Origin of the sequence: Streptomyces sp. NPDC088810, from assembly GCF_044750305.1 — a bacterium.
Classification (GTDB): domain Bacteria; phylum Actinomycetota; class Actinomycetes; order Streptomycetales; family Streptomycetaceae; genus Streptomyces.
In genome coordinates this window covers 88,853-100,711 of the sequence record NZ_JBIVJQ010000017.1, presented here as the reverse complement: position 1 = coordinate 100,711, position 11,859 = coordinate 88,853, and the positions used below count along the sequence as shown (strand labels likewise).

The window sequence follows — 11,859 nt, the reverse complement described above, 5'->3', positions numbered from 1 at the left end:
CGGACGCCGCCCTCTCGCGGTCCATGCACCCTCGGCATCGACATCACCGTCGCCGTCAAGTGACAGCGAGCCGCCGCCGGAAGACTGGGCCGCCTACGCCGCTGAGGTCAGCCGCCGCACTTCACCACAACCTCCCATCCACGAACCAGGAGCACCGACATGAGATTCGACGATCACCGCGTGGTCATCACTGCTGCCGGACGCGATTTCGGACGCACTTTGGCCATCCGTCTCGCGGACCTCGGAGCCGAGGTCTTTCTCTCCGCGCGCACTCTCGCCGCCGCTGAACGTGTTCGCGACGAGATTCGCGGCCGGGGACACCAGCAGGTCCACGCCTTCGCCTGCGACCTGACGGACCCGGCCTCGATCGGTGACTTCGCTGCTGGCGTCGCCCGGCACACCGGCCGCATTGACGTGCTGATCAACAACGGCTCCCGCTACCTCGAAGGACCGGAGCTCCAATCCGCCTCCGACGCGGATGTCGTCGACACCATCGCATCCGGAGCCACCGGCACCGTCCTGACCGTGAAGAACTTCCTCCCTCTCCTGCTCAACTCGGATAGGCCGGACGTGGTGACCATGATCTCCGCCTGCGGAACGGCCGGTCATCACCGCTCGGACGCGCACGACGCCTTCTACGCGGCCAAAAGCGCCCAGGCAGGGTTCACCGAGATCCTCTCCAAGCGCCTGCGGCCCCAAGGAGTCAGGGTGATTTCCCTCTACCCGCCCGACTTCGACAACTCTGACCCGCTCTCCGAGCAGTGGGAGAACACACCCCGCGAGGCCAAGGACGCCCTCACCGCGCAGTCACTCGTGGAGTGCATCCTCTTCGCTGTCACCCAGCCCCGCGACTGCTTCATCAAGACGTTCCACTTCGAACAGGTCTGACCGATTGCACGTCCACGCACGGCGACTCACACCGCGGTCCGGGCGGCATAGGGGCCCCGGACCGGGGGGCATTCCGAGAGTTCCAACACCCGACTCCACCATTAGTCGACAACCCATACGGTCACCAGTACCTGGACGCCTGGACTGCGCCGGCCGGTCGCGCTCGGCGTCAAGACCGGCTGATGGCGCTGCCGGTGTGACAGGGCGCGGGCGGCCTGCTGTCTGCCGTCGGCGGTGGCGCTTGCGGGCCGGGTGGTCACGGAAGCAGGATGATCTTGCCGCGGTTGCGGCGGTGGTCGATGTCGTCCTGCGCCCGGGCGGCTTCGGTGAGGGGGTAGGTGCGCCAGATCTCGACGGTGAGCCTGCCGGTGGCGGCGAGGCCGGCGAGTTCGGGCAGGGCCTCGGGGGCACGGTCGGCGGGATCCATGCCGGTGAAGCGCACCCCGTACCGCGCTGCGTTCATGTCGGCGATCGTAATGACGTGGTCGGGACCGCCGGCCAGCTCGACGGACTCGGGCAGGACACCGGCACCGGAGGTGTCGAACACCGCGTCCACTCCCTGCGGGGCCGCCGCACCCACCCGCTCCACCCAGCCGGGACCGTAGGTGACGGCGGTCGCGCCAAGGCCGTCGACGCGTTCCAGGTCGTCGGCCCCCGCGGTGCCGACGACGGTGACACCGCGGGCGACGGCGAGCTGCACGGCCAACGCGCCGACGCTGCCGGCGGCGCCGTGGATGAGCAGGGTCTGCCCGGGTTCGGGGGCGAGGTGCTTCAGTGCGCGGAAGGCGGTCTCGCCGACGGTGGGAAGCGCGGCGGCGACCTCCCACGGCAGGGCGGTGGGCTTGGCGACGGGAGCGGGCATCAGGGCGTACTCGGCGTAGGAGCCGGCCGGTGTCACGCCGAACACCTCGTCGCCTACCGCGACGCCGGTGACAGCCTCGCCGACGGCGTCGACGACACCGGCTGCGTCCAGGCCCGGGACGAGCGGGAAGACTGCGGGCATGACGCCGGCCATGTCGCCTCGGCGGATCTTGTTGTCCAACGGGTTCACCCCGGCCGCCCTGACCCGCACACGCACTTCGTGCGGTGCGGGCTCCGGCAGGGCGACCTCGGTGAGGGTGAGGACGTCGGGACCGCCGAAGCGGTCGAAGGTGACGGCGGTGGGCATGGCAAAAGCACCTTTCTTGAAGCTGGTGGGCACGCGTGGTGGCACCTCTGGGGGAAGCGTCACCGGGAGGTTCAGGCCGCAGCGGCGGCCTGGAAGGCGATCGTGTAGGGCTGGCCGCTGGGCTGGAACTCGGGAATGACGCCTTGGCGGCTCATCGCCTCGGGGTTGTTCTGGAAGGCTTCGAACGCCTCGCGGCTCGCCCACTGCGCGTAGTTGATCACCCGGGTTCCGTCCAGGCTGATGTGGACGGTGGAGGAAACGAAGCCCGGCTGGTGGCGCACCACGTCTTCGACGAAGGTGCCGATAGCCTCCACGAGGACCTCCCGGCGGCCGGGTTCGACGGTGAAGTGCACCATGACGGTGTGGACGCCGGCGTCCGGATCGATCGTGACGGCCATGCTGATCTCCCTTGCCTCGTCTGCTCGACGGACCGCAATCACACAATGTGTATGAAACAAGTGAAGCATACGAATCGTATGATTGCCGTGTGACGGATACCCCTTCGACTCGGCCCGACCTGTCCAACCCACGCGTCCGCCGCACTCGCACCCGGGTGCTCACTGTTGCCCGCGAGGTACTTGCCGACGTCGGTCCCACAGCGCTGACCTACACCCTGCTCGCCGAGCGTGCCCGGGTGACCCGGCAGACCCTCTACCGCCACTGGCCCACCCGCGAAGCGCTTCTGGCCGATGTGATGCTGGAGTCCGGAGACGAAGCCACCTACCCGCAACCCGGCACCGACCCCAGGGCCGTCGCCACCGCCTACCTGAAAAGCCTGCGCCAGGGCCTGAGCGACTCGGCCACCGCCAGCGCGCTGATGGCCCTGGCCGCCCAGGCCGACCGCGACCCCGAAGCCGCCAACGCCCTGGCCGCGATCAGCGAAGACCGCCACCAGGCCCTCAACCGGCTCCTCGCACCCTCCGGCATGCAGATAACCGCCGACGACTTCGCGCAGCTCATCGGCCCCGTGATGTTCCGCCGCTTCCTCGACCGCCGCCCCATCGCCGACGCCGACCTCGACACCATCGTGACCTGCTGGCTCACCACCGCATCCCACCCACCGGAAAGCCCGACCCGGTGAGCCACTGTGCCGGCCCCGCAGTCCCATCGAACGGCCGCGGGCGCAGTCCTCGTCTGAGCGGAAGGAGAACGGCCGGCGTCGGCTCTGGCAAGGACCACGTCATGGCGTGATGCCTTCCACGCCGAACCACCACAAGCGTGACCCGGGGGGCTCGATCACCCGGCAGCCGGTCGGCGCCGCCCGGATCTGGTCGAGGATGCCGAGGGTGGTGTCCGGTCGGCAGTGGACGCCCGCCGGGGCTTGCTGAGGCCGTGACTCGACCGCCTGCTGCCTGGTGACCGGAGCGGCGCCGGCCGCTCTTGGCCGCCGCTCGGCACTCGCCGGTGTGTACGGCGTCGACGTTCGTTGGATTGAGCCCGTGCTGGAGCAGCCGCGCAGGTGGAGCTGGCCGCATCTCCCCGCCGCGGCGCCGTTCTGCCTCGCGGCGTTCTCTCACCGCGATCCAGCCGTCAATCCGGGCCAGGGCCGCCGTCGCCTGCTGAACCACCACGCGCCGGGCGAAGCGGAGCGGATGGAGAGTCGCCGGCCCCGGGTTGCCAGCTCCGCCGACTTCCTCAGCTAAGCCGGGTGGGCAGGAACCAGCCTTGGGGCCCCGGCAGCCCCTCGGCTCGCATGCAGCGGGCGGCTACCGCTGTGAGCGGCAGACGCGCGCCCGCTGCGTTCAGCAGCACCTCGGCGTCGGCGCGCGGGTGCCGACTGTCGTGCGGGACTGGTGATTGCATCACCGCGAGTGGGGGACCGCAGTGTCTGCCGGGAGCCCGTAGCGTGCGGCGGTCCGGTAGATCACTATGTCGAATCGGATCCGGGTGCCGCAGGTGGCACACACGGGACGGCGGGCTTCCCGCTCGGCTGTCTGCTGCGCGGCGCAGCTGCTCCTTGTAAGGCTTGGACCGTGTCCTGGACCGAGCCGCGGCGGACAGGACGGGCATCGGAAAGGTGCCCGACCCGGCCTCTGCCGGTTGCGCCGAGCCGATCTGCTGGACCTGAACGACTGCACGCTCGAGAGCGCTGCAGGGCGTGGCACCCGGCGGGCGGATCCGGGGGCCCGTCGGTTCGTCCCAGAACAAGCGAGCGGCTCACTGACGCGGCAGCCCGATGGGGCGGACTCTTAGCCGACGCGGCGCCGGATCTACCTCACGGTGTGAGGGAGGTGAGGGTGCCCCCTTCGACCTTCAGCGCTGCGCCGGTGGTCGCCGACGCGCGGTCGGAACTTGTGAAGAGGATCAGATCAGCGACCTCAGACGGTTGGATGAGCCGCTGGATCAGCGACGTCGGTCGGAACCGGGCTATGAACTCGCGCTGTGCGGCGTCGAACGTCTCCGCCTCTGGGATGAGAGCGGTGATGTACTCCTCGATGCCTTCCGTGTGGGTCGGGCCCGGAAGCACGGAGTTGACGGTGACACCAGTGCCGGCGGCGGCCTTGGCCAGGCCGCTGGCCACGGCCAGCAGGGCGGTCTTGGTCATGCCGTAGTGGACCATATCGAGCGGCGTGTCGATGGCCGTCTCGCTCGAGACGAACACGATGCGGCCGAACCCACGCTCCATCATCCCGGGCATGTACTGGCGCGCGAGCCGGACGCCACTGAGGACATTGACCTCGAAGAAGCGACGCCATTCCTCGTCCTGGATCTCCAAGACCGGGGTGGAGGCGAAGATGCCGGTGTTGTTGACCAGGACGTCAACCTCGGGCACCGCCTCCAGCAGTGCCTGTGCGCCCTCGGCGGTGGATACGTCGGCGGCCACGGTGACGATGTCGGCGCCGGGCACCCGAGTGCGGATGCCGTCGGCGGCCGCCTTGAGGCGGGCCTCGTCGCGCCCGTTGAGGACGGTGCGGGCTCCCGCTCGGGCGAAGGCTTCCGCGGTGGCCAGGCCGATGCCCAGCGTCGAGCCGGTGACCAGGGCGGTACGGCCGATGAAGTCGATGTGCATTGAGTCTTCCCTTAGGCAGTGCGGCGCCTTGAACCTGACGCCCATCGACCCATCCATTGAGACGGATCGTTCTCTCTGAGAATGAGACGGATCGTTCTCTCCTGTCAAGTGCTTGATAGAAAGAACGATCCGTCTCATAATGGAGGCGGTCCGTGCACGAAACTCACCCGACAGGAGACTCCAGGTGCGACGATCGGCCGAGGAGACGCGACGGCACATCCTGGATGTGGCCGGCGACCTGTTCTACTCCCGCGGCGTCCGCGCCGTCGGAATGGACCTGGTGATCGGCACGGCAGGCGTCGCCAACGCGACGCTGTACCGCCAGTTCGCCAACAAGGACGAGCTGGTCACCGCCTACCTGGTCGCCCGTAACGAGCACTGGTGGCAGCGTCTCCGCGAGGCGGCGGCAGCAGCGCCGAGCGCCCGCGCCCGCATCAAAGCCCTGTTCGACCTCACCCGGCAGGACATGGCCGCGCCCGGCTACCGCGGCTGCGCCACCCTGAACATCACCAGCGAGTTCCCTGACGAGGACCATCCCGCCCACGCCGCGGCCGTTGCGCATAAGACAGAGGTGCAGACCTGGCTGAGCGAACAGCTCCGCGAAGCAGGCGACTCGAACCCCGACGACACCGCCGGCAAACTCCTGGTCATCCTCGACGGCGCCCAAGTCCTCGCGGCCGCCATGGCGACCGACACTCCAGGCGACCACATGATCCAACTGGCGGAGCAGCTCCTCGACACGAGGCTGCCCGCACCTCCGTGACCGGATGAAGACGGTCACCACTCCGGTGGTCTGAAAGTGATCTTGCGTTGAGATGACGTCTAAGTGGTCTGCGTCGTAAGTCCTTCCGGGGTTGACTGCGAGGTTGGGCGTCGGCGTGGCGAGGTGGATCCGGCGTGCGGTGTCGAGGGCGTTCTCGGGGGCGCCGCTTGGACTGCCAGTGGGCGGGAGGGCGTCTGATCGGGGGCGGGCTGGTTCGCCCGGGGCCCGCCTCGTCCGGTCGCGGCCGGACGAGGCGGCGGGGGATGTGGCATCAGCGGTCAGGCGTCAGGCCGTGCTTCGAGGAATGTGAGGCGCCTGGCCACGAACACGTCGTGGAACTGGAAGATCACGCCGTGTCCGGCGTCCGGGTAGAGGCGGACGAGTTCGCCCCGAGGCAGGCGTGCGGCGAGGTCGAGGGCGTTCTCGCTCGGCACCATCCGGTCGCTCTCGCCGTTGGCCACCAGGACTGGCTGGTGGATGCGGGACAGGTCGACCGGCGCCTGCAGACCCCATCGGTGGATGTCCTTGAGCTGGGCGCGGAACGACGTCAGCGAGATGGCTCTGTCGCGGTCGCTGGTGCGTTCCTTCACCCGTTCCAGGAAGGCGCGTGCTGCGCGTCGGCCGTGTTCGGTGTCGGTGAAGAAAAGGAACTGCTTGGGGTCCTTGCGAGTCAGGGAGCCCTTCAGGATGTCGTGGAGGGTGAGTGCGGTGACCTTGTCGATGCCGGGGCCTCCGGCGGGGCCGGTGCCCGCGGGGATCACCCTGCGCACCAGCCGCGGTTCCTCGGCTGCGTGACCTGGGCGATGAAACCGCCCATCGACAGGCCGAGCAGGTCGACCTGCTCGAAGCCCATGAATCGGATGAATAGCACCGCGTCGCGGGCCATCGCTTCTATGGTGTCGGGCGTGGAGCCAGCTGACGCGCCGACTCCGCGGTTGTCGAAGGTGATCACACGGCGTCGGGTGGCGAGTCCGTCGATGACGCGGGGGTCCCAGTAGTCCAGAACCGCGGTCAGATGGGTGGAGCAGGATCAGCGGTACGCCGTCCCTTTCCGGGCCGAGCTGCCGGTAGACGAAGTCGACGCCGTTAACGGGTACGGAATGGGTCGGTGCGTCCTTGTACGACGACGGGGCGGGCCTGGCGGTGGTGCGGCGGGGGCTGGTGCTCACACCGTCGCGATGACGACCTTGCCGGCCTTGGCGCGGCCCTTCTCGGCGTACTCCATGGCCTCGCGGGTCTGGTCGAAGGGGAAGACGCGGTCGACGCCGGGGCGGATCTTCCCGGCTTCGACGAGCCGGGTGATTTCGCGCAGCTGGTCGCCGTCGGCCTTCATGAACAGGAAGGAGTACGTCACGCCCTGGCGCTTGGTGTGGCGCCGGGTCTTGAGGCTCAGCACGTTCATCGCCTGGCGCAGGACCGGGTTCGCGCCCAGCTCGCGGACGAAGTCCGCGTCGGGGGGCCCGACGATGCTGATGACCTTCCCGCCGGGCTTGAGGATGCGCAGGGACCTCTCCAGGGTCTCGCCGCCAACGGTGTCCAGGACGACGTCGTAACCGTCCAGGACCTCCTCGAAGTCCTGGGTGCGGTAGTCGATGACGACGTCCGCGCCGAGTTCCTTGACCAGCTCGGCATTGGCCGCGCTCGCGGTGGTGGCCACGTGTGCGCCCAGGTGCCTGGCCAGCTGGAGGGCGATGGTGCCCACCCCGCCGGAACCCGCGTGGATCAGGACCTTCTGGCCCGGCTGGACCTGTGCCCTCTCGACCAGCGCCTGCCACGAGGTGAGGGCGACCAGTGGGAGGGAGGCGGCCTCCGTCATGGTGAGGGTGGCCGGCTTGGGGGCCAGGTCGTTCTGGTGGACGGCGATGTATTCGGCGAAGGTGCCGATGCGGTCCTTGTCGGGTCGGGCGTAGACCTCGTCGCCTACCGCGAAGCGGGTGACGGCCGAACCGACCTGGACCACCACTCCGGCGAGATCGTTACCGAGGACGAGGGGCAGACGGTACGGAAGGATCATCTTGAAGCCGCCGTCGCGGATCTTGAAGTCCAGCGGGTTGACGCTTGCCGCGTGGATCTTGACCAGGACGTCGTCGGCGCCCGGCTCCGGTTCGGGCAGCTCGGCGGCGCGCACCGCGGACTGGTCACCGTACTTCTCGATCAGATAGGTCTTCATCGTCATCTCCGTTTTCCGTCCGCGGGGGGACGGGACCTCCGCTCGCTCCGGGCTTGCTCCGGTCGAGATACCTTCTGGTCTGTACTGCTGGTTCATGGCGCTCCGCGCCGATGCGGCTGACGGCAGGCCACCGGCGCGGCGGGACGCACCTCACGCCGCATTCGGTGGGGCGGCCAGGCTCTGCTTCACGTACCGGGTGGCATCGTCGGCGAGGATCTCGGGCAGGCCCGTCTCGATGCCCGACAGGGCCTGTGCGGCGACCTCGGCTGGGTCGGCCTTCTGCTCGGCGGGAACGCCTGCGGCCATGTCGGTGTCCATGTATCCGACGTGCAGCGCCGTCACGGCGATGCCGCGGGGCGCCAGCTCCTCCCGGGCCGCACCGGTCAGCGCCCAGGCGGCGGCCTTCGCCGCGGCGTAGGAGCCGAGGCTGGCCGGGTGCAGCCAGGACAGGACCGACAGCACGTTGAGCACAACGCCGCCGCCGTTGGACTCGATGACCGGGGCGAAGGCCCGGGTCACGGCGAGCGGGCCGAAGAAGTTCACCTCCATCTCCCGGCGCACCGCGTCCAGGCCGCCCGCGATCAGAGGCGTGCCGGTGGAGATGCCGGCGTTGTTCACCAGCAGCGTCGCGTCGGACGCGGTGCGGGCCGCATCCCGGATCGACACCTCGTCCGTCAGGTCGAGCCGCAGTGGGACGACCCCCGGAAGGTCCACCGTCTCGGGGCGGCGGGCCGCTGCGTACACCTTGGCCCCGCGTTCCACGAGCTGGGCGGCCAGATGCCGCCCAAGCCCCCGGTTGGCGCCGGTGACCACCGCGACTGCGTCCTTCAGCTCCATGAGCACTCCCAAGCATTGAGGTCGGCGACGACCACGCAATAGATTATGTTCAACATCTAAACCTCAGCCTATAATAGATGTCACTCGACATCCAACTGGGAGGGTGACCGATGGGCCGCGTATCGCAGGCGCAGGCACAGGAAAACCGCCGACGCGTCGTGGAAACCGCTTCGCGGCTGCTCCGGGAACAGGGCACCCACCTCAGCGTCGCCGACCTCATGAAGGCAGCCGGCCTGACCCACGGCGGCTTCTACAAGCAGTTCGCCTCCAAGGAGGCACTCATCGACGAAGCCACTGCCCACGCGTTCGCCGAACTCGCCCAGCACCACAAGGACGGGCTCGATCAGTACGCCGGGCAGCGCGACGCCGCCCAGCGGGCGCTGATCGACACCTACCTCTCCGTCGATCACCGCGACAGCGCGGCAGACGGGTGCCCCGCCGCCGCACTCGCCACCGACATGGCCCGCGACGGAGGAGAAAGCGAGGCCCGCCGCGTCTACACCCAGGGAGTGGGCGACTTCGCCGACTTCCTCGCCACCGAGGACCAGGACGGCATCACCCGGCTGTGCACCATGCTCGGCGCACTCGTCCTGTCCCGGGCGACCAAGGGCTCCCCGCTCTCCGAGGAGATCCTCACCGCCGTACGCGAGGCACTGACGGCCACCAACTGACCGCAGACACGGTTCAGGGCGGCACGCCGCAGGAAGGGTGCGCTTTTTCGTACCCTGTCGTCATCCACTTCTCGGGCGCGACGAGGGCTCTGATCACTGACGTTTGGCGCGGCGTGCTTCTGCACTAGGGTGCTCGCTGCACCGAGCCCTGGGGGATCATGAAAATCGCCGACGAGTCACCGACGTCGATCAGTACGCTGTTGCAGATCGCGAGTTTCCGGCGATTCGTGTCGGCCAATCTCATCTCGGCCACAGGGTCTGCGATGGCCCCCTCTGGCTCTGGCCTACGCTGTCATTGAGCAGGGCGGTGGAGCGGGATCTCTGGGTGTGGTGCTTGCCACGAACACCGTCCCCACGATCGTGTTCTTGATCGGGAAGGCGGCGCTGATCCCGCGTGGCGGGGACGGCACGGCGAGCGCAACGCCCTGTTCGCCGCCCGCTGCTCCCTGCCCGTCTGAGACACCGCGCACCTGAGACACCCGTGCAGGTCACATAACTCCGTCCAGGCCGGTGTCCGCTGGCAGCGGTACGAGGGCCGCCGCCCGGATCTACGGGAACGAGGCCGTCATGTCCGTCCCCTGCCGGGAGCTTTCGACGACCGGACCTGGCTGCCCTTGACAGTGAGATCCGGCCCTGATGGCGCTTTTGGCTTTCGCCACTCCCGCTCAGGGATGCCCCGCAAACGTGCTCAATCGATCGATCCACATCGTCCAAGATGCAAAGGGTGGAGCGAAGAGCGACTCGGTGCCTTTTCAGCCGCGGGCGGAGGCAGGCCGCCAGCGCGCGCGTAGTCCCTCAGCTGCCGCGCTGGCCTGAGCCCCGCCCGCCTGGTAGGCCGCCTTCCATGCGTCAGGGTCGCTCTGCTCGGCGTCCAGGAGGCGCACCGCGGCCGAATCGGGGGCCAGGATGTGGGCGCCGTCGGCCGCGGGGTGTGGGTGGCGGTGGGCGAGCGGGTCGACCACCACGACCATGCGGGCATCGCCCGCCAGGTCGGTGTTGGTGCCGGCTCGCAAGGCGCCGTCCAGATAGCGGCGGCCGTCGATGGCGACAGGGGGCTCAATCCCAGGGAAAGCGCTGGACGCGGCGACCGCGCGAACCAGTGGGACGCCCGAGGTGGCGTCCCACACGATCGGCTCGCCGCTCTCGGCGTCAACGGCCGGGATCAGCAGAGGGCGTCGCGGCCAGCTGTCGGCGGCGATCAGTGCGGCGCGCTGGGCGATCAGCTGGTTCTCCGCCTCCGCGTCGACCGTTTCCAGGGCGATGCGGCCCACCCGGCGACGGGCTTCGGCAGGGTCCAGGCCCGGGTCGCCGAGGACGGCGAACACCGCACCGGTGACTGCCGGGTCGGGGCGGTGCGGCGCGGACGAGGCGTTGGCGGAGCGCCGGACGGTGGCGAGGCGGGCGGGGTCCTGCCCGGTGGCGAGGACTGCGCCGACGATCGCCCCGGCTGAGGTGCCCACAATGAGGTCGGCCTCACCCAGGTCAACCCCGAAGCCGCGTAGGCCCACCGTCAGTCCGGCCGTCCATGCGGTGCCAAGGCGCCCGCCGGGCCCCAGGACCAGTGCCCGGTCGAGGTCGTGCATGCCGTCGGTATCCATGGCTCTCCGTCCGTTAGTGAAACGACCGTGTCATATACTTGCACGGCGCTATCGCACGAGAGGACGGTGCACCGTGGGACGACCTTCCGATCCCGCCCGGCGTGACCGCGTTCTGGCGCAGGCCACCGACTACGTCCTCGCAGAGGGGCTGGCCGGGTTGAGTCTTCGCCCGCTGGCGGTGGCACTGGATACCAGCCCGCGGATGCTGCTCTACGACTTCGGCAGCAAGCAGGAGTTGGTGGCCGCAGTTCTCGCCGAGGCGCGCCGGCGCGGCGCTGAGCGCCTCGCGCACGGCTTGCCGCCGAGCGGCGCCACCGTCCAGGAGCGGCTGGGCGGGATCTGGACGTGGCTGAGTGCGCCCGAACGCGCCCCGTTTGTTCGGCTGTTCTTCGAAGTCCACGCCGACCTGCTGGCCCACCCCGAGCGCTACCCGGACCAGGCAGGGGCTGTCACCGACTGGTTCGGCCCACTGCGCACCGTCTTCGCCGACATCGCCACTGGGAACGACGACATCGCCACCCCCACCCTCGTCATGGCCGTCATGCGAGGCCTGTTGTTCGACCTCACCACCACCGGGGAACGCGAGCGCATCAATCTCGCCCTGGAGCAGTTCGCCGCCCTCCTGCAAGCGCCCACACCCTGACGTCTCGGCGTGCCCCTCCCAGGAGCCGCTGCTGCGGTGAATTCCCCCTGGGTCTGTATTCACGGATGCCGGCGGATCATCGCAGTACCCAGCGCCACCACTCGAGTCCCC

13 protein-coding genes are annotated in these 11,859 nt (G+C 69.2%); 5 read left to right on the top strand and 8 right to left on the bottom strand.

Features of this window, described 5'->3' with window-relative positions; genetic code table 11:
- Nucleotides 1-159: 159 nt before the first annotated feature.
- Nucleotides 160-888 carry an SDR family oxidoreductase gene (locus ACIP4Y_RS36490; protein WP_401400876.1) on the top strand — a complete coding sequence of 243 codons (729 nt, stop codon included), beginning with the start codon at nt 160-162 and terminating at the stop codon, nt 886-888.
- A gap of 256 nt (nt 889-1,144) precedes the next feature.
- On the opposite strand, the gene ACIP4Y_RS36485 is transcribed toward ACIP4Y_RS36490, so the two are convergent.
- Together ACIP4Y_RS36485 and ACIP4Y_RS36480 are read right to left on the bottom strand one after the other, a co-directional pair.
- Nucleotides 1,145-2,056, bottom strand: a complete 912-nt coding sequence (locus ACIP4Y_RS36485) for an NADP-dependent oxidoreductase (protein WP_401400873.1) — start codon at nt 2,054-2,056, stop codon at nt 1,145-1,147.
- Between the two features lie 71 nt (nt 2,057-2,127).
- The gene (locus tag ACIP4Y_RS36480; RefSeq protein ID WP_401400870.1) at nt 2,128-2,454 is read right to left on the bottom strand and encodes an antibiotic biosynthesis monooxygenase family protein; all 327 of its coding nucleotides are present in this window, start codon (nt 2,452-2,454) and stop codon (nt 2,128-2,130) included.
- Nucleotides 2,455-2,543: 89 nt separating this feature from the next.
- Here ACIP4Y_RS36480 and ACIP4Y_RS36475 point away from each other — a divergent pair, with 89 nt between their 5' ends.
- The gene (locus tag ACIP4Y_RS36475) at nt 2,544-3,137 is read left to right on the top strand and encodes a TetR/AcrR family transcriptional regulator (protein WP_401400868.1); all 594 of its coding nucleotides are present in this window, start codon (nt 2,544-2,546) and stop codon (nt 3,135-3,137) included.
- Nucleotides 3,138-4,271: 1,134 nt separating this feature from the next.
- Here the strand turns inward: ACIP4Y_RS36475 and ACIP4Y_RS36470 are convergent.
- The gene (locus ACIP4Y_RS36470; RefSeq protein ID WP_401401038.1) at nt 4,272-5,066 is read right to left on the bottom strand and encodes an SDR family NAD(P)-dependent oxidoreductase; all 795 of its coding nucleotides are present in this window, start codon (nt 5,064-5,066) and stop codon (nt 4,272-4,274) included.
- A 184-nt stretch (nt 5,067-5,250) separates the two neighbouring features.
- On the opposite strand from ACIP4Y_RS36470, the gene ACIP4Y_RS36465 reads away from it, so the two are divergent.
- Nucleotides 5,251-5,829, top strand: coding sequence for a TetR/AcrR family transcriptional regulator (locus ACIP4Y_RS36465; RefSeq protein WP_401400865.1), 579 nt, complete (start codon nt 5,251-5,253; stop codon nt 5,827-5,829).
- Between the two features lie 278 nt (nt 5,830-6,107).
- On the opposite strand, the gene ACIP4Y_RS36460 is transcribed toward ACIP4Y_RS36465, so the two are convergent.
- The 4 genes from ACIP4Y_RS36460 to ACIP4Y_RS36445 all read right to left on the bottom strand — a co-directional run bounded on the left by ACIP4Y_RS36460 (nt 6,108) and on the right by ACIP4Y_RS36445 (nt 8,836).
- The gene (locus ACIP4Y_RS36460) at nt 6,108-6,599 is read right to left on the bottom strand and encodes an alpha/beta fold hydrolase (RefSeq protein ID WP_401400863.1); all 492 of its coding nucleotides are present in this window, start codon (nt 6,597-6,599) and stop codon (nt 6,108-6,110) included.
- Entirely contained in the window at nt 6,587-6,781 is a 195-nt protein-coding gene (locus ACIP4Y_RS36455; RefSeq protein WP_401400860.1) for an alpha/beta fold hydrolase, read from the bottom strand. Before ACIP4Y_RS36455 ends, ACIP4Y_RS36460 begins: the two co-directional genes overlap by 13 nt.
- A gap of 213 nt (nt 6,782-6,994) precedes the next feature.
- A complete protein-coding gene (locus ACIP4Y_RS36450; protein ID WP_401401035.1) occupies nt 6,995-7,999 on the bottom strand; it encodes an NADP-dependent oxidoreductase in 1,005 nt (334 codons plus the stop codon).
- Between the two features lie 150 nt (nt 8,000-8,149).
- Entirely contained in the window at nt 8,150-8,836 is a 687-nt protein-coding gene (locus tag ACIP4Y_RS36445) for an SDR family oxidoreductase (protein WP_401400857.1), read from the bottom strand.
- Between the two features lie 110 nt (nt 8,837-8,946).
- Between ACIP4Y_RS36445 and ACIP4Y_RS36440 the strand changes: the two genes are divergently transcribed.
- The gene (locus ACIP4Y_RS36440; RefSeq protein ID WP_401400855.1) at nt 8,947-9,507 is read left to right on the top strand and encodes a TetR/AcrR family transcriptional regulator; all 561 of its coding nucleotides are present in this window, start codon (nt 8,947-8,949) and stop codon (nt 9,505-9,507) included.
- A gap of 752 nt (nt 9,508-10,259) precedes the next feature.
- Here ACIP4Y_RS36440 and ACIP4Y_RS36435 read toward each other — a convergent pair.
- Complete coding sequence (locus tag ACIP4Y_RS36435; protein ID WP_401400852.1) at nt 10,260-11,105, bottom strand: patatin-like phospholipase family protein; 846 nt, start codon at nt 11,103-11,105, stop codon at nt 10,260-10,262.
- A gap of 73 nt (nt 11,106-11,178) precedes the next feature.
- Here ACIP4Y_RS36435 and ACIP4Y_RS36430 point away from each other — a divergent pair, with 73 nt between their 5' ends.
- Entirely contained in the window at nt 11,179-11,748 is a 570-nt protein-coding gene (locus ACIP4Y_RS36430; RefSeq protein ID WP_401401055.1) for a TetR/AcrR family transcriptional regulator, read from the top strand.
- Nucleotides 11,749-11,859: the final 111 nt, after the last annotated feature.